We start from the raw sequence: 22,082 nt of genomic DNA, 5'->3' as shown, positions 1-22,082 counted from the left end.
GTACAATCCTCATGATTTCGTTGGCTGATGAAACTTGCTGATCTTTGCAACACATGGCGCGATCGCAGGTATGATTTGCGCTTTATGTCCATGATTGAAAAGTCTTACTGTTATCACAGCTAATGAATGGTTAGTTGCTGTATAATATTTTTGTGTTCCCTTTAAGACTCGCTCATTGTTTGCAATAGTTCCGATACTAATTAGCAGTGCGATTATTTTTTCTCACTGAGTAAATCCGGTTCAAATAACTTTCCCTGTTAAGGGAAAGTTATTTGAACAAGGCTTGCTGTTAAGAGTGCTGGGTGAGTGAAGGATGATAACTCCTTATACCATTTCACTTTAAAGTTGATACAAATACCTTGGTAGGGGCGCTAAGCTTGGCGCCCCTACGGTAAATCTATATGTACCAAGATTTTCGTGAAATGGTATTACTCCTCCTTCCTGTCCTCCTTTTCAGTCAACGGCAATTTCTTCATTGAAGCTCACTTATGACTATTTTTAGTAAAAAGTCACTTATTGGGGGTGAAGTAATGGACGAGCCTAACCAAAAAGACAAAAATAAATTTCTTTATCCTCGTAGTCGCTATTACGGTCAAGTTAAGCCAGAGAATTTAGTATTTAATGCCAATCTTCAAGAATTTGCTCAAAAAGTTGGCTACATTACCAATCTAGAAACTAATGGTAAGCTTGAGCCAGAAGATGCTTACAAACAGATTAAAGCACTTTGGAAACAGTTGAAATCCAGTAAAAAAGGACTCTTGATTGGTGACGAGCCACCAGATCAGCCTTAAAATTACTCCAATGGAAAGCATATAGGCTTTAGTACATAAATATTCTCAAAATGCGATCGCGCTGTGCCAGTTACGTAAGTCCTGTAAATAATTCTGCTGGATTACTTATTTGATAATTGCGTAGTCTACAATACATTTATAGATAACTAGGCAATTTTCTAGAAATCGAAATTTTTGATAATTCCTGTGTATAGCCGCCTCAAGCAGCAATTCGGAATTCGCAACCCTAAAATATGTGTCTAATTTCTCTGAGCTAATTACTTGCTGTTACAAAAACTGTAACAGTGCCATTCTTCTATTACAGCAAGTGCAATAGTTAATCATTGAAACGGTTTTAAGTCAACCCTGAGACACAGATTAACAATCTTTGGCAAGTGAGGTAGCAGAATGAATCGGCAAAAATTTAGTGATGTCCAAGAAAATTTTCTGCAAAGACGTTACGGAGTTAGTCTCGGCAGACGTTATGTTTTGGCAGCTGCAAGTGTTGTTCTCTTTAGTGTATTGGGGTGTTCTCAGGTCGATAGTAATAAAAGTGCCCTTGCTCAATCTAGTTTACCTCAGCCAGAAACTCCATTGGAAAAAAAAACAGTCAAGACTGATACTAAAATCGTTGAGTCTAACAATAAGTTTGGCTTCAAACTTTTTTCAGAAGTTCAGAAAAGTGATGGTGGAGAAAAAAATGTTTTTATCTCGCCTTCCAGTGTAGCGATCGCCCTAGCCATGACCTACAATGGCGCTAGCGGCTCGACTCAACAAGCAATGGCAAAAATCCTGGAATTACAGGGGATGAATCTGTCAGAAATTAACTCTGCTTACGCAGCAGCTTTAAAGCAGCTTTTAGACAATCCCGATGCCAAAGTGCAACTCAAGATTGCTAACTCACTTTGGGCAAATCAAGAGGTGAAATTTCAGCCAGACTTCCTCCAAAGAACAGAGGATTTCTATCAAGCCAAGGTCAGCAATTTAAATTTTCAAGATGCTACAGCCTCCAATGCCATCAATAAATGGGTAAAAGATAATACTGGCGGCAAAATCGATAAAATAGTCGAAAAAATCGAACCCAATCAAGTGTTGTTTTTAATTAATGCCATATATTTTAAAGGTAGTTGGAGTAACGAATTTGATAAAAATCAAACCGCGCAACATCCTTTTTACGTTACATCTGGCAGAGAAAAACAACACCCAATGATGTCACAAGACGGTGACTACAGATATTATGAAAACGAACAATTTCAGGCAGTGAGTTTACCTTACGGCAAAGATGGTAAAGTCAGTTTTTATATCTTTTTGCCCAAAGAAAACTCTAACCTCAAAGCCTTCTCGCAAAACTTGAATGTTGAGAACTGGGAAAAATGGATGACTCAATTCAACAAACAAAAAGGGTTTATTCGCTTACCCCGCTTCAAAACAGAATACGATGTTACACTTAACAATGCTTTGAAAGCTTTAGGTATGGAAGAGGCTTTCAGCAACAAAGCTAATTTTTCCGGCATGGGTAAAAACTTTGCCATTAGCCAAGTGAAGCATAAAACTTTTGTGGAAGTGAACGAAGAAGGCACCGAAGCGGCTGCGGCTACTTCGGTGGGAATAGTAGCAACATCTTTGAGACAAGAGCCAAAACCATTCCGAATGATTGTAGATCGTCCCTTCTTTTGTGCAATTCGGGATAATCAAACGGGAAGTGTTTTGTTTATGGGTTCAATTATTGAGCCGCAGTAAGCAGAGCAAAAGTGAAAATAGGGAGTGGGGAGTAGGGAGTAGGGAGTGGGGAAGTAACCTTTTGAAGAATCATTGATGGTGAAGTTGCTCAAGGGGTGTTGAAGATTCAGGTAACAACCAGAGAACAGAAAAATCAACCTACTCCCCACCCCTATTCCCTACTCCCCACCCTCACCCAGCAATTTTAGGTTGCTTGAGTATTAAGGTGATGTCGCTTCCGAAATGCTGAGAGTGTTTTTGGCATCAGCTTTCGGAGGTTCGTTTGTTGCAATCGGCGCAGTTATTTCTCCTGTGGTGTCTTCTTCCCCTGTTTCACTAGTGAACCCACCAAGACGCACTGCACTTAAAGCGGTCTTAATCACAACAGCTGTGGGTACTGCCACAATTACACCCAAAAGTCCGCCAATTCTTGCTCCTGTTAAAACTGAAATTAATATCCAAACTGGGTTTAAGCCAGTAAAGCTACCTAAAATTCGGGGAGCAATTAAATTTTCGAGAATTTGTTGTACAATTACCGCTGCTATCAAAACTTTCACACCCATTGAAAAATCTTGCAGCGCTACTAATAATGTAGTCAGGGCGATGCCTACAGAACCACCAAAGGGCACGAGAGCCATGATGCCAATAGTTAGGCCAAATAAAAGGCCAAATGGTACTTTCAGCCACAAAAAACTCGGAATCAGGGCTGAGGCCATACAGGTAGATAAAATTAGCTGGGTGATAAAGAAATTTTGGAAACTCAAGCGCACAGTTTTAGAGAAAGGATCTCGAAATTTAGCGGGTAGCCATTCTACTAGACTTTGCCAAAGTTCACCCCCATGCTGTAAAAGATAGAAAGTCAAAACCATCGTCAAGAGAAAATCTAGCAGACTAGTGAATGTAACTACAGCCAGATTTAAAACTTGTCCAGCGATCGCTTGCAATTGTCCCTTGACGCGATCGTTGATTTGCACTACCAGAGCATCCAGGTTGATGGGTAAGCCGAAAGTCTCAGCTTTTTCGTTTAGAATCATTAACTGAGAGCGTCCAGAGTCAATTAACTCTGGCAAGCGAGCCACTAGTTGCTGGGCTTGGGTAAGGGCTAGAGGAAAAAGTGTCACACCCAACGCCAATAAAATCGATAAAGCCAAGAGAAATACTAAAATAGCAACTTGCTCTCGCCTCGCACCCTGATGCTCCATCCAACTTACGGGGTAGTTGAGCAGAAATGCTAGCACCGAGGCTCCGACTAGAATGACTATGAGAGAATGGAAATAATTAAAAAATACCGAAATTGCCCAACCATTGAGAACTAGCAGCGGAACGAATAACGCGATCGCCCCGATTCGCGCTATTGGTGTAAATGTTTGCCACCAGTCGAGTAGCTTGCGTGTCTGCATTTTCAGCTGATTGCGGGATAGAACTGAATAGAATCTTTCTTTACAGTTTATTATCTCTGACTATACGAGTCTTATTCATCCTTCTAGTTTAGGAGTTAGACTAAGCCCAATGGAAAATTATCAACCAAAAGAGACTGGGGAGTGGGGAATGGGGACTGAGGACTGGGGACTGGGGACTGGGGGAGATGAGGGAGACAAGGCGACAAGGAGACAGAAAGACAACTTACAAGAATTCTTTCCCCCTGTTCCCAATCCCCAATCCCCAATCCCCAATCCCCAATCCCCAATCCCCAAAACACAGTTACTTTTATATTTAATTCCGATTATCGGTTTTTTCCCATCTCTGTGGACTCTCTATCGCCGTCAGGGTAGTCGGGAACAACTCGCTATTAGTCGTCTGTCTATTACTTTGGCACTTACTTGGCTGTTAGGATATCTATTATTGGCTACCGGAGCAGCAACTTCAGATTTTTTTACACTACGTCTATTTATCCTGAATAGCTTTCTCACATCAGGTTATTTTTTAGTGAGTGTTTGGTTGATTTTCCGTTTGATACAGCGGAAATCTGGGCGTTTACCAGGGTTTACTACTTTCGCAGAACGGGTGATCGGCAAGTACTTATCTTAATTTTTTGGGGTGAAAATTAGCAGTATTTTTACTTAGATTGTCAAAAATTACAATTGATTTCTTCATATTATCTAGTCAAATCCAGTTTATTATTGCCATACTTCAGTAAAACATCTCCAGATTTACCCAAAAGAAGGAAAAATGCTGCTATAAGTGTTGTGGTTGACACTACATTAAAAAAGTTAGCACTAATAATTAAGAGTTAGATATTATGGGTTGATTTGTCTGCATATTTTTAGTCTGCAAATTTACCGAATTTGATTAGTGAGTAAGTGTGAGGAAGTCTGTGACCATTCAAAGAAGTTCGGCGGAAGAAAACCAATCGGGAAAAGCCTCAAAGTCCATTAAAAAAATTCCCCACAACTCGAAATCCGGACGTTGGCTGTGGTTTTGGGTGGGTATGAGTGGGATTGCGATGGTGTCAGCAACAGCGGGGGCGTTGTTGGCGGTGTCTTTGACTAGTACGCCTTTGCAGCAAGCCCAGCTAAGTCCACAGGATGAAGCGGTGTTTGATGGCGATCGCATTTCTGGAGGTGTGCTGCGATTTTCAGAATTAACTCGCCCGGTTAATCTGTTGGTTATGGGCATGAGCGTACTACCGCCAGATATCCAAAACCCTCCCGAAGAAACTAAAGATCTCAAATACCTGCCCCAAGTCAACTCCTTTGATGGTCTTTCTGATGTGATGCTCTTGGTCAAATTCGATCCAGAGACGAAAAAAATAATTATGCTCTCCATTCCCAGAGATACCCGCACAGAAATAGAAGGGTATGGAGTCAAAAAAATTAATGCTGCCAATGTTGATGGCGGGCCAGCTTTGACTGCTAAAACCATCAGTAATCTCTTGGGTGGGGTAGGAATCGATCGCTATGTCCGAATTAATGTTTTGGGAGTTGGCAAGCTAATTGATGCCTTGGGTGGCGTAACAGTCTACGTCCCCAAAGATATGAAGTATCAAGATGATTCTCAGCACTTGTACATCAATTTGAAGGCGGGTAAGCAGCATCTCAACGGCGATCAGGTACTACAATTGCTACGTTTTCGACATGACGAACTCGGAGATATTGGTCGAATTCAACGCCAGCAAATGGTGATGCGTGCTTTGATGGATCAGACTCTCAACCCAGCTACTGTAGCTCAATTGCCTAAAGTTCTTGATGTCGTTAAAGAACACATTGACACTAACTTGACGGTTGAGGAGTTAGTGGCATTATTGGGTTTTGGAGTGCGGACAAATCGCTCCAATATGCAAATGCTCATGCTACCAGGTCGCTTTAGCGAGAAGAATGAGTTTGATGCTAGCTATTGGTTACCCAGCAAAAATGGTATTGCCAAACTCATGGTTCAGCACTTTGGTCTGGAATCAGAACAGGAACAGCAGATGGCTGAACCACGTTCTTTACGTGTGGCAATTCAAGATAGTACAGGTGGCGATCGCTCTAACCTCCAACCATTAATTCGAGCCTTGGAAAAATCCGGATATCGCAATGTTTATATAGCCAAGGCATGGGGTGAACCTCTAGACGTAACTCACATCGTCGCCCAACAAGGTGATGGTGACAGTGCCGAATCAATTCGCAACACTTTGGGATTTGGAGAAGTGCGTGTGGAAAGTACTGGCAATCTCGGCTCGGATATCAGTATCCAAGTGGGCCAAGATTGGTTGGAACAAAAATCTATTTTGGAGAAGTCGCTCACACCCTAAAGGGTATGGCCGCAGCTGACACTGAATTTACTGCAAGGCTTGTAGTTCTTGGAGTTTAGCTGCCACCACACCATTGGTTAATAATTCTTCTGCCTTAGCTAAACCCTCTGGCATATTTGGACAAATACCGCTTTGCCATAGGTAAAATCCGCCATTCCACAAGGCGGTTTGCATTAATTCCCCTGGTTTACCTGCCAAAACTTCCCCAATATCCGCCACCAGTTCTTCAGTAGTTCCAAGGGGTACATTCTTGGTGGTGAAGCGGTAATCACGCGGTACGAGGTGCAATCGTTCTATCTCTGGGGATGCTACCGATGAAGATAAGCCGATGATTGCAGTGCGATCGCGCGGTAAGTCACAACTACCTTCCAATCCCTTCACTAATGTAAATTTTGTTACCCCCCGCAACCCTAAAGCTATTTGAAACATCCCTTCAGTGGGTGGATGGACAAACCCAGCAATTACGTGAGCATTTCCAGCATAAGGACACCAAATTAGCTCCATTGTTGCCAAGGGCGGACGTTTGCCAAGTTGGTCACGGTACTCCCAAATACTTGTAGTTAAGGGGAAATGCTGAGGTAGATAAATAAAGCCAATTCCCGTTTGTGCAAATACTTGCTGGGTTTTTGCTAGGGGTAGGGTAGTCCAATCGACTCCTAAACCCTGCCAAATATCTATCAGGGGTAATCCGTACTTAGTTGGAAGGCGATCGCCACCGTGCATTATCACTGGTTGTCCAGCTGCGGCGAGTAGTAAAGCTGTCACCGGACTAATTGGTGCAGTGCGCGTTCTGCCATCGTAAGGGATGCCCAAAACGATCGGTGGTCGTTCAGAGAAAGAGAAGATTGGTTGCAGTTTTGGGCCGAGTTCATCATAGGCATCCAACATTCCCGCTAACTCTTCCCCCGTGGGACGCTTGATTCGATGAGCAATCAAAAACGCTCCAATTTGGGCTGGTGTAGCTTCACCCAGCAACATCATTTTAGTAGCGGTGGCTGCTTGGGCACGAGTTAAATTTTCCCCTGTGTGCTTACCACCGCCTACTTTTTGCACGAATTCCCTAAAATTGGTCATTTGTCATTTGTCCTTTGTCATTAGTCATTAGTCATTAGTCCTTTGTTAGTTAACAATAACCAATGCCCCATGTCCAATGCCCCATGCCCAATGCCCAATGCCCCATGTCCAATACCCAATCCCCAATGCCCCATGCCCAATGCCCAATGCCCAATGACATTTAAGAAGCCGATCGCTGCTGGTCAATTTGCAGTGGGATATTTTCCCGCACAAGTTGCCAAAAGTGCTTGATGGGAGGAATTTGCAGCCGGTCTTGAGTTGTGACCATTACTACCCGGCGAGTCAAACTAGAACTATCTGGTACACCACCAGTACTATTGCCGGCTAGGGAACGAATAGCTAGGGTAGGGTCTTGGCGTGCTTCTACTAATGCTGATTGAGGTAGTAAAGCTATGAGTTCGCCTTGGCGCACTACTCCCCGGAAGGCATCTAGGGTATTTACCTCTAAAGCTGCCTGGAGTTTAGCCTCCATTCGCTCAAATCTATCTTGTACTAAACGCTGCATCCCATAACCATCTTTAAAAACCACTTGGGGATAACGAATTAACTCTGACCAAGGGACAAATTCATATTGGGCTAGGGGATGATTGGCTGCGGTTAAAACTTCTATAGGTTCATCATAAAGTGTTTCTACTACCATTTCTCTACCAGTGGTTAGAAACCGATTATTCATGACAATTGCTAAATCTACTAATCCATCCTTGAGGACTTTCAGGGCGCGATCGCTTCCCAATGAAGTCACCCGCAATTGCACATCTGGATAATCACGACAAAATTTTTGTAACACTGGTGGTAAGTAAGATCCGCAGAGAGAGTGAATGGCGGCAATGCAAAGTTCTGGCTGCTTTCCGGCGATTAAATCGGCTAATTCTTCTGTAGCAGTCTGCCATTCTTGGCAAATTTTGCGGACACGAGGTATCAAACGTTCACCTGCCAGAGTCAGCTTGGCATGGCTGGTTCTGTGAAACAGTTCTATCCCCAAATCTGCTTCTAATGCTTGGATTTGGCGACTAATCGTCGATTGCGTGACACCACATGTTCGCGCTGCTTGTTGAAAGCTGCCGGTTTGGGCGATCGCTAGAAAGGCTTGCAACTGCTCTAGGCGCATTTTTATGTAGCCTGCATTACATTTATCGGTTTCATTAAGTTAACGGATTTTTCATTACAATTTAGTAGAGTTTGTTACAGGTCTTTTTCTCTAATTTACATTTGCCTAAATCAGAATTTTCTGGTTTTATCGTCAATTATCCGCTTTGCAGGGAATTTTTCGGCAAATATCGTCAAAAAATAATTGACTATTTTCTGGTGAAATATATAAATTTTTAGATAAGATTTTTAATTCATCACATAGAGCGGATTTATCAGGATCAATAGCATTATATTAAGAATCTGTAAACCTGATTTTTAGTTGATGTTGATAAAATTTACTTATGTATCGTCGCCAAAATTCATATCACATATTGATTTTTAGCGGCAAAATAAAAATGCGTTTTCGTCAACAAATACAGGCAATTTCAGCAGATATCGAATCTTTAAATAAGCGAACAAAATATATCTGTGGGAAGGTTAAAGTTCAGCTGATGCTAATTTTGTGATGTATTAGATTTGACAAAAAGTCACATCCTCAAGATTTGGTAAAGTAGGTTACGTGATTTTACTTAAGAGATAGATAATTCAAGAGGGAACGAGAAGGAGCCAGCATCGGCAAGAAATCACGTTTTATGCTCCTTCCTGTAGAAAAAATGAATCAAAATCCTGTGGCTGCAACTAATAGCTTGGGAATGAATGCCTCACGGCAGTTCACGCCCTGGCTGTTGGAGCAGAATTTCAGTCTAGCTTTCACCACCTATCAAGCAGGTAAATTATTTTTCATCGGCTTGCAGCCGAGCGGTAACCTATCTGTATTCGAGCGTACCTTTGAAACGAGGCAGCTTTGAACCCGTGGCTTTTTGTGCCGGATACATGTGCGGTTGTGCATTTCATGGCGACTTTGCGATCGTGGGAGTTTCCCAACCCAGGCACAACAAGACCTTTAGCGGGTTACCCCTAGATGAGAAATTGCAACAAAAAAACGCCGAACCTCGCTGTGGGCTACTGGTGATTGATTTGAGGAGTGGGGATATTGTGCATTCTCTGCGAATGGAGGGGGTGGTAATGGAATTATACGACGTAGTGGCACTAGGGGGGGTGCGTCGTCCAATGGCGATCGGCTTTTAAAGTGATGAGATTCGGCGGATGGTCAGCAAGAGGAAAAGGGGCAGGGGGCAGGGAGCGGAGGGGAAGACCGGGACGGAGAAGCTCTCTGGACTCCGCCCCGTATAAGCGTCCTTTTAGGACGGGGCTTGTACCCATGTTCCCCCCTTCATTCCACGCAGGGGGAAAGGGCTTGCTCCCCCCGCTCCCTGCTCCTTTTCCCCCTGCCTCTTCCGGTGACGATGGGATGAGTAAAAAGGTGAAATTTCACCTTTTCAGGCAGATAAACAAGACAAGCAAAATCATAAGGATAATCAACAACAATGGCTAATGCAGTTTTAAATTTATCTGACCTTAACGGCAGCAACGGCTTTGTGATTAACGGCATTGATAGATTTGACTTCTCAGGGGGTTCTGTCAGCAGTGCAGGGGATATCAACGGCGACGGCTTCGATGACCTGATTATTGGGGCAGCAACTGCCGACCCCAACGGTGAGAATTATGCCGGGGAGAGCTACGTGGTCTTTGGCAGCAATAGTGGCTTTGATGCCCAACTCAACCTCTCTGACCTCAATGGCAGCAATGGCTTTGTGATTAACGGCATTAATGCGGGTGACTTCTCAGGCAGATCTGTCAGCAGTGCGGGGGATATCAACGGCGACGGCTTCGATGACCTGATTATTGGGGCATCAACTGCTCTTGGCGCACCAGTTGCCTCCCCCAACGGTCTGCTTACAGCCGGGTCAAGCTACGTGGTCTTTGGCAGCAATAGTGGCTTTGATGCCCAACTCAACCTCTCTGACCTCAATGGCAGCAACGGCTTTGTGATTAACGGCATTGATGCGGATGACAGATTAGGCGTTTCTGTCAGCAGTGCCGGGGATATCAACGGCGACGGCTTCGATGACCTGATTATCGGGGCAGAGAGTGCCGACCCCAACGGTGAGAATTATGCCGGGTCAAGCTACGTGGTGTTTGGCAGCAATAGTGGCTTTGATGCCCAACTCAACCTCTCTGACCTCAATGGCAGCAATGGCTTTGTGATTAACGGCATTAATGCGGGTGACAGATTAGGCAGATCTGTCAGCAGTGCGGGGGACATTAACGGCGATGGCTTTGATGACCTGATTATCGGGGCAGAGAGTGCCGACCCCAACGGTCAGCTTGCTGCCGGGTCAAGCTACGTGGTCTTTGGTTTTGCATCTTCCACACCTGCTAATAAACCTCCTGTTGCGGTTAATGACAGCGCTACCACCGACGAAGATACTGCTGTTAACATAGAGGTTTTAGCTAATGATCGCAACTCTCTAACGGTGTCGGCTGTCGATGGTAATACAATTGCTGTTGGCACTGCCATTACCCTGAGTTCTGGTGCTTTAGTTACCCTGAATGCTGATGGCAGTTTGACCTATGACCCCAATGCTTCATTTGAAAGTTTGGATGTTGGTGAAAGCGCCACTGACAGCTTTACATACACCACCAACAATGGCAGCTTGACTGATACAGCTAGCGTCAACTTGACCATTAACGGAGTCAATGATGCACCTCAGGTTATTTCAGTTTTTAACCTTTCTTCCCTTAACGGCAGCAACGGCTTTGTGATTAACGGCGTTGATGCGGGTGACTCCTCAGGCGGTTCTGTCAGCAGTGCGGGGGACATCAACGGCGACGGCTTCGATGACCTGATTATCGGGGCAAGACGTGCCGACCCCAACGGTCAGTTTAATGCAGGGTCAAGCTACGTGGTGTTTGGCAGCAATAGTGGCTTTGATGCCCAACTCAACCTCTTGTCCCTCAATGGCAGCAACGGCTTTGTGATTAACGGCATTGATGAGGGTGACGGCTCAGGCGTTTCTGTCAGCAGTGCCGGGGACATTAACGGCGACGGCTTCGATGACCTGATTATCGGGGCAACTGGTGTCGGTCAGTCTGAGGAAGGGTCAAGCTATGTGGTGTTTGGCAGCAATAGTGGCTTTGATGCCCAATTCAACCTTTCTTCCCTTAACGGCAGCAACGGCTTTGTAATTAATGGCGTTATTGATATAGAACCCATTTGACATCTAAGAAGGTGCTGCAAGCCTCTTAATCATTAGCCTGATGAAGCAGATATTGAGTTTGGCAGTGGCACTAACCAGGGTTCGTTCAAAGTTCTTAACCAGAATTTTACAGCGCTCCATCCAAGCATTGGAGCGTTCGATCACCCATCTAGCTATTGCCGGAACAAATCCAGATTTTCCTTGTGCCGCTTTCTCTTGTTTTGAGGGTTTCGTAGAAAGTTGAAACTGAATTTTGGTCATGATCTCTGGGTAAATTCGCTCTAACTCCTGAGTCAAATATTCTGGGTGATACCCATGATCTAGCAGGATAGTAATCTTGGGAATATCGATAGGTTTTGACTTGAAGTAGTCGATGTTGAGAGTAAACATCTCAATTAATCCGGCATCATCCGAGACATTGGCGCGAGTACAGAGCGTAAAAAAGGGAAACCCAAGGGTGTCAATAGCCAAATGCCTTTTAATACCGTTGGTGGCTTTGTAGAAGCAAAAACCTTTCGACTCCACACTGGCGTTGCAGGTATTTTTCACTGCTTGGGAGTCAATGATGATCAATGTCGTCCAGTGCGGTTTTTTTTTTACCTGTTCACGCACTTGTCCATGTAAGACACTCATCAGTTCCTCAAATACCCCGGCTGCTCGCCACTGTTTGTAGTGCCAATATACAGTGGAATAAGGGGGGAGGTCTTTAGGTAAGTCTTGCCAATTGCATCCATTTTTTAGTTGATAGAGAATTCCATTGAAGATATCTCGCTTTGGCCAGTTGGTCGGTCGAGTCTGCTTCTTAGTCGGTAATATCTCTTGCAATAAGGGTTCAAAAATTTCCCATTCTGCATCAGTGAGGTTGCTGGAATACGCCATTAGTATTGGATTTTAGATGCTGAGGAGTACCTTAATTCAAAACCTCACAAGATGTCAAATGGGTTCTATAAGTGGTGACAACAGACCAGGCAGATCAGGCTACTCGGTTAGCAATGCGGGGGACATCAACGGCGACGGCTTCGATGACCTGATTATCGGGGCATATAGTACTGGCGGTAGTTATGTAGGGTCAAGCTACGTGGTGTTTGGCAGCAATAGTGGCTTTGATGCCAGCCTCAACCTCTCATCCCTGAATGGCAGCAACGGCTTTGTGATTAACGGCAGTAGTAGTTATAGTTTTTTCGGACGTTCTGTCAGCAGTGCGGGGGACATCAACGGCGACGGCTTTGATGACTTGATTATCGGGGCAGATGGTGCCTTCGTCAACGGAGAAGACGGTGTAGGGAAGAGCTACGTGGTCTTTGGTAGCAATAGTGGCTTTGATGCCCAACTCAACCTCTCGTCGCTCAATGGCAGCAACGGCTTTGTGATTAACGGCATTAACAGCATTTATGGTTTTGGTGGAGGTGGCTTCTCAGGACGTTCTGTCAGCAGTGCGGGGGATATCAACGGCGACGGCTTCGATGACCTGATTATCGGGGCACCAAGTGCCGACCCCAACGGTCAGGATAGGGCAGGGTCAAGCTATGTGGTGTTTGGCAGCAGTAGTGGCTTTGATGCCCAACTCAACCTCTCATCGCTCAATGGTAGCAACGGCTTTGTGATTAACGGCATTGATGCGGATGACTCATCAGGCAATTCGGTCAGCAATGCGGGGGACATTAACGGCGACGGCTTCGATGACCTGATTATCGGGGCAAGATATGCCGACCCCAACGGTCAGGATAGTGCAGGGGAGAGCTACGTGGTGTTTGGCAGCAGTAGTGGCTTTAGTGCCCAACTCAACCTCTCGTCCCTTAACGGCAGCAACGGCTTTGTGATTAACGGCATTGATGCGGATGACCGCTCAGGCTACTCGGTCAGCAGTGCGGGGGACATCAATAGCGACGGCTTTGATGACCTGATTATTGGGGCAACAAGTGCTTCCCCCAACGCTCAGTCTGGGGCAGGGGAGAGCTACGTGGTCTTTGGCTTTCAGACTGTGGCTACCACCAACCAAGATACCGCCGTTAACATTCTTGCTAGCAATATTCTACGTAGATATACAGACATAGATGGAGATACCTTAACCATCAGTGACTTTACTAACCCCACTAACGGCACACTGACCCTCAACGACAACAGTACTCCAGACAACCCCAGCGATGACTTCTTCATCTACACCCCCAATGCCAACTTCAACAGCACTGACAGCTTCAACTTCACTGTTAGCGATGTTAATGGCGGTAGCACCATCGGTACATTTTACCTCAACGTCAAGCCTGTCAACGATGCACCCATCGCCGTCAACGATCGCCTGACTACTGCTTTTAATACTCCTGTAACCATCCTCACTAGTACTCTGCTAGCTAATGATACCGATATAGATAGCAATAACCTCAACATTACTGCTGTAACTGGTGCAACCAACGGTACTGCTGTGTTCAATAATAACGGCACTGTGGGCAACTCGGCGGATGATTTCATTGTCTTTACCCCATTTAATGGCTTGAGTGGCAATGCCAACTTCAACTACACCATCAGCGATGGGAACCTCAGTAGTACTGCTAGTGTGGCGATCGCAGTTGGTGCTAACATCACTGGCAGTAATGGCAACGACAACATCTCTGGCGGTGACGGCAACGATAGCATCTCTGGCAGTGGAGGCAATGATACCATCTCCGGCAATGGCGGCAACGATACTCTTGTTGGCGGCACTGGGAAGGATACTTTTATTTTCCGCCTTGGTGATGGCAATGATACCATCACCGATTTTGCTGGAATACGCACTGGCTCCAATCCATCAGCAACGGTGATTAACCAACTGGATACGCTGCAATTTATTGGTAGTGGTTTAACTGCTCGAAATCTGCAATTAACTCAAAATGGTAGTAACTTAGAACTCACCTTTTTAGATGCGGCTTCTACGAAAGTTACTCTGCAAAACTTCCAATTAGAAAACTTGGATAATGTGCCAGCACGTGGTTCACGACCAGCTATTGGTAATATCCTGTTTGATGGACAAACCAGCGTTACTGATAGTTTTGATGTCTTCGATGCCAACTCGACTCAAACTAATCTGTTTAACAAGAATACCGTCACTTTCTTGAATGACCTTAACAATAATGTCGCGGGTTTTTACAACTCCAATGATGTAATTAATGGTCAAGGGGGTAACGACATCATTAATGGTAATAATGCCGATGACCTCTTACGGGGCGGTGAAGGTGATGATATTCTCATCGGTGGACAAGGCAATGATACTGTTGTGGGTGGCAAAGGTAATGATGTTCTCATCGGTGGTGTAGGCGCTGACTTTTTTGCTTACAACAGCGATGCTGAGTTTAGTACCACTGTTTTTGGTATTGATACCATTACTGATTTCAACAGTTCTGAAGGTGACAAAATTGCACTGGATAAGACTACTTTTAGTGCAATTACTTCTGCTGTGGGAACAGGTTTTAGTAATACCAATGATTTTCAAATCACCAATTTAGGGGGGACTAGCACGGCGACAATTGTCTACGATTATGTGAGTGGGCAGTTGTTCTACAACCAAAATGGTAGCGCGGCTGGTTTCGGCAGTGGTGGTTTATTTGCAACTCTGACTGGTGCGCCAACTCTTACAGCATCGAATTTTCTGTTGCAAGCATAGTTGACCACATTCTGCACTTGAGTTTGTATTACTCAACTATAGCGATTCTCATTTGAATCAGGTACATGGGTAGGGGCGCACAGCTGTGCGCCCCTACGAGGATCTATTTTTTTCTGTACCTCACCCATGTGGGAACCGCAATTTGAGAGATGTAAACGCAAGTCTAAATATTTTGAACGAGGGATTGAGATTAAAAATAAAGCTTTCAGAAATATTCTCTTTAACAAAATTTACCACTCTGCCAGAGCGATCGCTATTCCTTGTTGCAAATCTGGTGTGAGTGCCTCGTTATTTGTTGCTAACTCCTGCAATTGTTGATGTGTGGCTTCTTGATCCAGATTTTTCAGTGCAGCGATCGCATGTAGCCTCACCGAAGTATTAGAATCAGCTAGTAGCCAAATCAAGGCTTCAATTGCTTCGATTTTGCCCAACTGTCCTAAAGATAAAGCGATCGCACTTTTGATAGTGGCAATTTCTGTAGCTCGACGGTGCAATCGTAGTACTTCTAGTAAAATTTCTGTGGCTGGTGTCGTTAACTCCGGCTTTTGCACTCGCCCTAAAACTGTGATAATTTCTTGCCACACTGTTTCTGATGTACTTTGATGAAATGCTGTTTGTAAATATTCCAAACTCGATGGTGTTCCCATCCAACTTAAAGCGCGGATAGTTTCTAATTGCAGGGTTATCGGTGTCTGGGATGAAATCAGCAAATCAAATAAGTGTTTTGCAGCGTCATCACAACCCATGCGAGAAAGGGTAACTACTGCTGCACAACAAACATCAAGATTAATGTCGTAAAGTTTTGGTTGCAGTCTCGTTACTAAATCGAATGCTTGGCGTAAGTCGGGGCGAAAACCTAAACCAACCACTGCTGCACGTCTAACTGTGGGGGCTACATCATCTAAAGCGTTTAACAAAACTGGTGGTATGCGTTCATCATGAAAGCTACTGAGGGCTTCAATTGCAGCAGCGCGGATTTCTGCTTGTGGATCTTGGACTACACTCAACAGTGGTGCAATGGTTTCTGTTTGCGGAATACAGCAAAGCGATCGCACTGCTAAAAGTCGTGTATCTTCATCTAAGAGAAGTTCTGTTAGTGAAGTAATAGCAACAGTACCCATTTGCCCCAGTGCTGTAGCTGCGATCGCTTTAAGTTCTTCATCATCATCATTTTTCAATAATTCTACTAAAGATGCGATGGCATCTGGGTGCTGAAATTCTCCCAAAGTCCGTGCTGCATACCAGCGTAATTCTTCCTCTGCGTCTTCATCTTTTAATATTTCAATGAGTGGTGGTATGGCAATATTTCCCAATTTAGTTAACACCTTGGTTATTTCCCAGCGTTGCTGAAAATCTCCCATGTCTAACATTGAAAGTGTTAATGAGAGCAGATATTCTCTATTTTTAACTATCTCTGGATGTCCAGAGTCTGCCCCTAAAATTAATTGTTGTAAATATTGAATTAGTGATGACCAATCACCTGCATTATGTGCTGTCTGGACTTGCACCAAAAGCTGGTTGATGTTATTCACGATCGTAAAAGTGAGTGGGGAGTGGGGAGTGGGGACTGGGGATTGGGGACTGGGGATTGGGGACTGGGGATTGGGGACTGGGGATGAGGGGGATGAGGGGGATGAGGGGGATGAGGGGGATGAGGGAGAATAACTCTAAACTTCTAACTCTAAACTCCTAACTCTAAACTCCTCACTCCCAATGCCCCATACTTCGGCTTCTCTACGAGACGCTACGCGTAGCTTGCTTCCCCGTAGGGGTACGCTCAGTACAAGTGCCCCATGCCCAATCCCCAGTCCCCAATCCCCAGTCCCCAGTCCCCAATCCCTTCTAACTTGGTTTAACTACAACTGAATTGCCCTCAATTTTGGCAGCGTAAGTTTTTAGCGCTTCTGCTGCTGGGCCTCTTTGCACTTTACCGTCAACCCCAAATTCTGAACCATGACAGGGACAGACGAATTTTTTGGTGTCAGCTTTCCATCCCACCGTACAACCTGAGTGAGTACAGGTAGGGTTGACAGCCGTCAGATTTTGGGATTTGGAGGTGCCGACTACCAACACAGGCCCAGCAGGTGAGTTTTTCGCCAGCAATTGACCTGTTTTATCTAATTCTGCCGAAGTGCCTACCGTTTGCCAATCGGTTGACGCTGAATTTGTCTGGGAAGAACAAGCTGCGATCGCTATAGAACCCATTTGACATCTAAGAAGGTGCTGCAAGCCTCTTAATCATTAGCCTGATGAAGCAGATATTGAGTTTGGCAGTGGCACTAACCAGGGTTCGTTCAAAGTTCTTAACCAGAATTTTACAGCGCTCCATCCAAGCATTGGAGCGTTCGATCACCCATCTAGCTATTGCCGGAACAAATCCAGATTTTCCTTGTGCCGCTTTCTCTTGTTTTGAGGGTTTCGTAGAAAGTTGAAACTGAATTTTGGTCATGATCTCTGGGTAAATTCGCTCTAACTCCTGAGTCAAATATTCTGGGTGATACCCATGATCTAGCAGGATAGTAATCTTGGGAATATCGATAGGTTTTGACTTGAAGTAGTCGATGTTGAGAGTAAACATCTCAATTAATCCGGCATCATCCGAGACATTGGCGCGAGTACAGAGCGTAAAAAAGGGAAACCCAAGGGTGTCAATAGCCAAATGCCTTTTAATACCGTTGGTGGCTTTGTAGAAGCAAAAACCTTTCGACTCCACACTGGCGTTGCAGGTATTTTTCACTGCTTGGGAGTCAATGATGATCAATGTCGTCCAGTGCGGTTTTTTTTTTACCTGTTCACGCACTTGTCCATGTAAGACACTCATCAGTTCCTCAAATACCCCGGCTGCTCGCCACTGTTTGTAGTGCCAATATACAGTGGAATAAGGGGGGAGGTCTTTAGGTAAGTCTTGCCAATTGCATCCATTTTTTAGTTGATAGAGAATTCCATTGAAGATATCTCGCTTTGGCCAGTTGGTCGGTCGAGTCTGCTTCTTAGTCGGTAATATCTCTTGCAATAAGGGTTCAAAAATTTCCCATTCTGCATCAGTGAGGTTGCTGGAATACGCCATTAGTATTGGATTTTAGATGCTGAGGAGTACCTTAATTCAAAACCTCACAAGATGTCAAATGGGTTCTATAGGTAGAGAACTCGCTATCCAACCCAAACCTACCCAATTAATAAAATCACGACGTTTCATAGCTGCTGAAATAACATCTAAGTTTTTGCCAATTTTGGATTTTAGATTTTAGATTTTAGATTCCGAATTGGAACTATAGCAGTCCTAAATGATTTGTCAAATATTTTTCTCTTGGCTGCCATTAGTCATTAGTCCGTAATCACAAACTACCAAGGAAGACTTTCACAAGAATTTTGCTTATCAAATAGGATTGCTATATCGTAATTGAAAATCGCTTCGGTCATCTCAAATACCTTTGATGTCAGAGCTTTGCCCTACTTATGGCTGACTTTGATGCAAAAAATGCATAGCTTTAATACATTTTCTGCAATTTTACTAAAAAACCGTAACAATTTATACGATTTTAACAAAAATCTCGCCTTAACTTATGAGTATCGAAATTGTTACATGAACAGTAGCCAAAACTCCTTGACAAATTCCCAAGATGTAAATGGCAACAAATTCTCCTTAACTAATCACGCATTTTAAGTTTCATATTGGAATACTCTGAAGTATAAATAATCAACCGTAACCACATATTAAGTTTTTTATCTCTAATCCTCGTAGATATAGCACCTAATGGGACTACGGGTTGATTGATATTGGGTAATGACCACAAATTTTCACGCTTATTAGTAATTTGCAACGAGAGTCAGCCTCATGACAGACACAGCAACTACCACCGCCAGCCTCAATAAGTTCGAGAAATTCAAGGCAGAAAAAGATGGACTCGCCGTTAAAAGTGAGATTGAAAAATTTGCCGCCTTGGGCTGGGAAGCAATGGACGAAACAGACCGAGATCATCGACTCAAATGGCTGGGTGTATTTTTTCGCCCAGTTACTCCAGGTAAGTTTATGATGCGGTTGCGGATGCCTAACGGTATTCTTACCAGCACTCAGATGCGTGTTTTAGCCCAAGTAGTGCAGCGTTACGGTGATGAAGGTAGTGCTGATATTACTACGAGACAGAATATTCAATTGCGGGGAATCAGGATTTCTGATTTACCAGATATTTTTGAGAGATTTCACGCAGTTGGTTTAACTAGCGTCCAGTCAGGGATGGATAACGTCCGCAATATCACAGGTGACCCTGTGGCGGGGTTAGATGCAGATGAGTTGTACGATACACGAGAGTTGGTACAGCAAATCCAAGATATGCTCACCAACAAAGGCGAAGGAAACCCAGAGTTTAGCAATTTACCACGGAAATTTAACATTGCGATCGCCGGTGGCAGAGACAATTCAGTTCATGCGGAGATTAATGATTTAGCATTCGTGCCGGCATTTAAGGAGGGGACTGGGGACTGGGGACTGGGGACTGGGGAAAAATCTTCCCAATCCCCAATCACCAATCCCCAATCCCCAGTATTTGGGTTTAACGTTTTAGTCGGTGGTTTTTTCTCCGCCAAACGCTGTGAAGCGGCGATTCCTCTGAATGCTTGGGTGGCTCCAGAAGATGTGGTAGCTGTATGTAGAGCCGTTCTAGAAGTTTATCGTGACCACGGCTTACGTGCTAATCGGCAAAAATCCCGCCTGATGTGGCTAATTGATGAATGGGGTTTAGAAAAGTTTCGGGCAGAAGTTGAAAACCGCTTGGGTAAATCATTGTTACCCGCAGCGGCAAAAGACGAAATCGACTGGGAAAAACGCGACCACATCGGCGTATATAAACAAAAACAATCAGGATTAAATTACGTAGGTTTGCATATTCCTGTCGGTCGGTTGTATGCCGAAGATATGTTTGAAATGGCACGTCTAGCAGAAGTTTACGGTAGTGGGGAAATCCGCTTCACGGTTGAGCAAAACATCGTTATCCCCAACATTGCTGAATCCCGATTAGCAACATTTTTCACAGAACCGTTACTAGAAAGGTTTTCGATTAACCCAGGTTTGTTGACGCGATCGCTAGTATCTTGCACAGGCGCACAATTTTGCAACTTTGCCCTCATCGAAACCAAAAACCGCGCCTTGGCAATGATTAAAGCCTTAGAAGAAGACTTAACCTTCACCCATCCCGTGCGAATTCACTGGACTGGTTGCCCCAACTCCTGCGGACAGCCTCAAGTTGCAGACATCGGCTTGATGGGGACTAAAACCCGCAAAAATGGCAAAACCCTCGAAGGCGTTGACATATATATGGGCGGCAAAGTTGGCAAAGATGCCCATCTCGGAACTTGCATTATCAAAGGCATACCCTGCGAAGATTTACAGCCAATATTGCAAGATTTACTCATCAAAAACTTTGGGGCAAAACTCAAGCAAGAAGCTTTAGTAATTGGTAGTTAGTAACTGGGGACTGGGGACTGGGGATTGGGGACTGGGAAATAAATATTTAAGAATAGTTTCTCAGTACCCAATGCCCGATGCCCAATGACAAATGACAAATAACAAAGGACAAATAACAAATGACAAATATTTCAAGAAGAAAATTTATTTTCACCACTACTACTGTGGCTGCGGCTTCTATTGTGGCTCACGCTTGTTCTTCTAATAGCAATAGCTCAACAAGTAGCGATGCTCCGTCTGCTGCTCCAGCCGCTAATGTTTCTACTGTGGCTAATGCACCTAAGGTAGAAACAACAAAAGCCAAATTAGGATTTATCGCTTTAACTGATTCTGCTCCTCTGATTATTGCTAAAGAAAAAGGCTTATTTGCTAAGTACGGTATGACTGATGTTGAGGTTATCAAACAAAAATCTTGGCCTGTCACCCGTGATAATTTAAAAATTGGCTCAGATGGCGGTGGTATTGATGGCGCACATATCCTCAGCCCTATGCCTTACTTGATGACCATTAACGATAAAGTGCCGATGTATCTTTTGGCAAGATTAAATACTAATGGTCAGGCTATTTCTGTTGCGAATAAATTTAAAGAACTGAATGTTAATTTACAAAGTAAAGGGCTGAAAGAAGCTGCTAGTAAAGCTAAAGCCAATAAAAAATCCTTGAAATTTGGGATTACATTTCCTGGCGGTACTCATGATTTGTGGATGCGCTATTGGCTAGCGGCTGGTGGCATAAATCCAGATCAAGATGTGGTTTTAGAACCAGTACCACCACCACAAATGGTGGCAAATATGAAAGTTAACACTATCGATTCTTTTTGCGTGGGAGAGCCTTGGAATGCTCAATTGGTTAACCAAAAATTAGGTTATTCAGCTTTAGTTACAGGCGAGTTGTGGAAAGATCATCCAGAAAAAGCTTTTGCAATGCGGAAAGATTGGGTTGATAAAAATCCTAATGCTACACAAGCATTGTTGATGGCAATTCTAGAAGCTCAACAATGGTGCGATCGCCCCGAAAATAAAGAGGAAATGTGTAAAATTTGTTCTGATAGAAAATACTTTAATGTTGCTGCGTCAGATATTTTAGAAAGGTCGAAAGGTAATATTGACTTCGGTGATGGACGTACTCAACAAGATTTCCCATATCGCATGAAGTTTTGGGCAAATAACGCTTCCTATCCTTACAAGAGTCACGATATTTGGTTTTTAACAGAAGAAATTCGCTGGGGCTATCTGCCAAAAGATACCAAAGTTCAGGAAATAGTCAACCAAGTGAATAAAGAGGACTTGTGGAAACAAGCAGCTAAAGCTATTGGTGTGATTGATTCTGAAATTCCTAAGAGTAGTTCTCGTGGCGTTGAGACTTTCTTTGATGGTGTGAAGTTTGATCCAGAAAAACCAGAAGAATATTTGCAGAATTTAAAAATCAAGAAAGTTTAGTTTGTAGTGAGCGATTCATCGCT

Annotated in this window: 16 protein-coding genes and 1 pseudogene; 10 read left to right on the top strand and 7 right to left on the bottom strand. The window is 44.1% G+C overall.

The features are described 5' to 3' along the window. Positions 1 to 530 precede the first annotated feature (530 nt). Positions 531 to 791 (top strand): DUF7219 family protein, encoded by a 261-nt coding sequence (locus tag IQ276_RS10130; RefSeq protein ID WP_193923525.1) that lies wholly within the window; start codon positions 531 to 533, stop codon positions 789 to 791. A 387-nt stretch (positions 792 to 1,178) separates the two neighbouring features. Next, positions 1,179 to 2,510, top strand: coding sequence for a serpin family protein (locus tag IQ276_RS10125; RefSeq protein ID WP_193923520.1), 1,332 nt, complete (start codon positions 1,179 to 1,181; stop codon positions 2,508 to 2,510). Between the two features lie 200 nt (positions 2,511 to 2,710). Here the strand turns inward: IQ276_RS10125 and IQ276_RS10120 are convergent, their stop codons facing one another. Next, entirely contained in the window at positions 2,711 to 3,889 is a 1,179-nt protein-coding gene (locus tag IQ276_RS10120) for an AI-2E family transporter (RefSeq protein WP_193925966.1), read from the bottom strand. Positions 3,890 to 4,037: 148 nt separating this feature from the next. Here IQ276_RS10120 and IQ276_RS10115 point away from each other — a divergent pair, with 148 nt between their 5' ends. Together IQ276_RS10115 and IQ276_RS10110 are read left to right on the top strand one after the other, a co-directional pair. Further along, positions 4,038 to 4,517, top strand: coding sequence for a hypothetical protein (locus IQ276_RS10115; protein ID WP_373690622.1), 480 nt, complete (start codon positions 4,038 to 4,040; stop codon positions 4,515 to 4,517). A gap of 286 nt (positions 4,518 to 4,803) precedes the next feature. Then, positions 4,804 to 6,222 (top strand): LCP family protein, encoded by a 1,419-nt coding sequence (locus IQ276_RS10110; protein ID WP_235115568.1) that lies wholly within the window; start codon positions 4,804 to 4,806, stop codon positions 6,220 to 6,222. Positions 6,223 to 6,249: 27 nt separating this feature from the next. On the opposite strand, the gene IQ276_RS10105 is transcribed toward IQ276_RS10110, so the two are convergent. Together IQ276_RS10105 and IQ276_RS10100 are read right to left on the bottom strand one after the other, a co-directional pair. After that, on the bottom strand, positions 6,250 to 7,296 hold the full coding sequence (locus IQ276_RS10105; protein ID WP_193923698.1) for an anthranilate phosphoribosyltransferase family protein: 1,047 nt from the start codon (positions 7,294 to 7,296) through the stop codon (positions 6,250 to 6,252). 160 nt (positions 7,297 to 7,456) lie between these two features. Continuing rightward, positions 7,457 to 8,404: a LysR family transcriptional regulator gene (locus IQ276_RS10100; RefSeq protein WP_221708336.1), complete on the bottom strand. Its 948-nt coding sequence runs from the start codon at positions 8,402 to 8,404 to the stop codon at positions 7,457 to 7,459. A 613-nt stretch (positions 8,405 to 9,017) separates the two neighbouring features. Between IQ276_RS10100 and IQ276_RS10095 the strand changes: the two genes are divergently transcribed. The 3 genes from IQ276_RS10095 to IQ276_RS10085 all read left to right on the top strand — a co-directional run bounded on the left by IQ276_RS10095 (position 9,018) and on the right by IQ276_RS10085 (position 11,546). Then, the gene (locus IQ276_RS10095; RefSeq protein ID WP_228043474.1) at positions 9,018 to 9,233 is read left to right on the top strand and encodes a DUF4915 domain-containing protein; all 216 of its coding nucleotides are present in this window, start codon (positions 9,018 to 9,020) and stop codon (positions 9,231 to 9,233) included. Further along, positions 9,214 to 9,513 carry a DUF4915 domain-containing protein gene (locus IQ276_RS10090; protein ID WP_235115567.1) on the top strand — a complete coding sequence of 100 codons (300 nt, stop codon included), beginning with the start codon at positions 9,214 to 9,216 and terminating at the stop codon, positions 9,511 to 9,513. Before IQ276_RS10095 ends, IQ276_RS10090 begins: the two co-directional genes overlap by 20 nt. A gap of 299 nt (positions 9,514 to 9,812) precedes the next feature. After that, entirely contained in the window at positions 9,813 to 11,546 is a 1,734-nt protein-coding gene (locus IQ276_RS10085; protein WP_235115566.1) for a cadherin-like domain-containing protein, read from the top strand. A 3-nt stretch (positions 11,547 to 11,549) separates the two neighbouring features. Here the strand turns inward: IQ276_RS10085 and IQ276_RS10080 are convergent, their stop codons facing one another. Next, positions 11,550 to 12,404, bottom strand: coding sequence for an IS5 family transposase (locus IQ276_RS10080; RefSeq protein ID WP_235115308.1), 855 nt, complete (start codon positions 12,402 to 12,404; stop codon positions 11,550 to 11,552). 67 nt (positions 12,405 to 12,471) lie between these two features. Here IQ276_RS10080 and IQ276_RS10075 point away from each other — a divergent pair. Continuing rightward, positions 12,472 to 15,159: pseudogene (locus IQ276_RS10075) on the top strand (cadherin-like domain-containing protein); the annotation flags it as partial. 230 nt (positions 15,160 to 15,389) lie between these two features. Here the strand turns inward: IQ276_RS10075 and IQ276_RS10070 are convergent. From IQ276_RS10070 to IQ276_RS10060, 3 genes are all read right to left on the bottom strand, one after another. Next, entirely contained in the window at positions 15,390 to 16,694 is a 1,305-nt protein-coding gene (locus tag IQ276_RS10070; protein WP_235116315.1) for a HEAT repeat domain-containing protein, read from the bottom strand. A 307-nt stretch (positions 16,695 to 17,001) separates the two neighbouring features. Further along, entirely contained in the window at positions 17,002 to 17,364 is a 363-nt protein-coding gene (locus IQ276_RS10065; protein ID WP_235115564.1) for a QcrA and Rieske domain-containing protein, read from the bottom strand. A gap of 7 nt (positions 17,365 to 17,371) precedes the next feature. Next, complete coding sequence (locus IQ276_RS10060) at positions 17,372 to 18,226, bottom strand: IS5 family transposase (RefSeq protein ID WP_235115308.1); 855 nt, start codon at positions 18,224 to 18,226, stop codon at positions 17,372 to 17,374. Positions 18,227 to 18,994: 768 nt separating this feature from the next. On the opposite strand from IQ276_RS10060, the gene IQ276_RS10055 reads away from it, so the two are divergent. Continuing rightward, positions 18,995 to 20,620: a ferredoxin--nitrite reductase gene (locus IQ276_RS10055; RefSeq protein WP_235115563.1), complete on the top strand. Its 1,626-nt coding sequence runs from the start codon at positions 18,995 to 18,997 to the stop codon at positions 20,618 to 20,620. A gap of 119 nt (positions 20,621 to 20,739) precedes the next feature. Beyond that, positions 20,740 to 22,059 carry a CmpA/NrtA family ABC transporter substrate-binding protein gene (locus IQ276_RS10050; protein ID WP_193925360.1) on the top strand — a complete coding sequence of 440 codons (1,320 nt, stop codon included), beginning with the start codon at positions 20,740 to 20,742 and terminating at the stop codon, positions 22,057 to 22,059. The last annotated feature ends 23 nt before the right edge of the window (positions 22,060 to 22,082 follow it).

The organism is Desmonostoc muscorum LEGE 12446 (assembly GCF_015207005.2).
Taxonomy (GTDB): domain Bacteria; phylum Cyanobacteriota; class Cyanobacteriia; order Cyanobacteriales; family Nostocaceae; genus Nostoc; species Nostoc muscorum.
This window is presented reverse-complemented; position numbering and strand designations above follow the sequence as displayed.

What these genes read in the sequence shown, in the direction of transcription:
- IQ276_RS10085 (WP_235115566.1), top strand. Translation starts at nt 9,813, where the DNA reads ATGGCTAATGCAGTTTTAAATTTATCTGACCTTAACGGCAGCAACGGC.
- IQ276_RS10105 (WP_193923698.1), bottom strand. Translation starts at nt 7,296, where the DNA reads ATGACCAATTTTAGGGAATTCGTGCAAAAAGTAGGCGGTGGTAAGCAC.
- IQ276_RS10055 (WP_235115563.1), top strand. Translation starts at nt 18,995, where the DNA reads ATGACAGACACAGCAACTACCACCGCCAGCCTCAATAAGTTCGAGAAA.
- IQ276_RS10095 (WP_228043474.1), top strand. Translation starts at nt 9,018, where the DNA reads ATGCTCCTTCCTGTAGAAAAAATGAATCAAAATCCTGTGGCTGCAACT.
- IQ276_RS10050 (WP_193925360.1), top strand. Translation starts at nt 20,740, where the DNA reads ATGACAAATATTTCAAGAAGAAAATTTATTTTCACCACTACTACTGTG.
- IQ276_RS10065 (WP_235115564.1), bottom strand. Translation starts at nt 17,364, where the DNA reads ATGGGTTCTATAGCGATCGCAGCTTGTTCTTCCCAGACAAATTCAGCG.
- IQ276_RS10125 (WP_193923520.1), top strand. Translation starts at nt 1,179, where the DNA reads ATGAATCGGCAAAAATTTAGTGATGTCCAAGAAAATTTTCTGCAAAGA.
- IQ276_RS10060 (WP_235115308.1), bottom strand. Translation starts at nt 18,226, where the DNA reads ATGGCGTATTCCAGCAACCTCACTGATGCAGAATGGGAAATTTTTGAA.
- IQ276_RS10100 (WP_221708336.1), bottom strand. Translation starts at nt 8,404, where the DNA reads ATGCGCCTAGAGCAGTTGCAAGCCTTTCTAGCGATCGCCCAAACCGGC.
- IQ276_RS10080 (WP_235115308.1), bottom strand. Translation starts at nt 12,404, where the DNA reads ATGGCGTATTCCAGCAACCTCACTGATGCAGAATGGGAAATTTTTGAA.
- IQ276_RS10115 (WP_373690622.1), top strand. Translation starts at nt 4,038, where the DNA reads ATGGGGACTGAGGACTGGGGACTGGGGACTGGGGGAGATGAGGGAGAC.
- IQ276_RS10130 (WP_193923525.1), top strand. Translation starts at nt 531, where the DNA reads ATGGACGAGCCTAACCAAAAAGACAAAAATAAATTTCTTTATCCTCGT.
- IQ276_RS10120 (WP_193925966.1), bottom strand. Translation starts at nt 3,889, where the DNA reads ATGCAGACACGCAAGCTACTCGACTGGTGGCAAACATTTACACCAATA.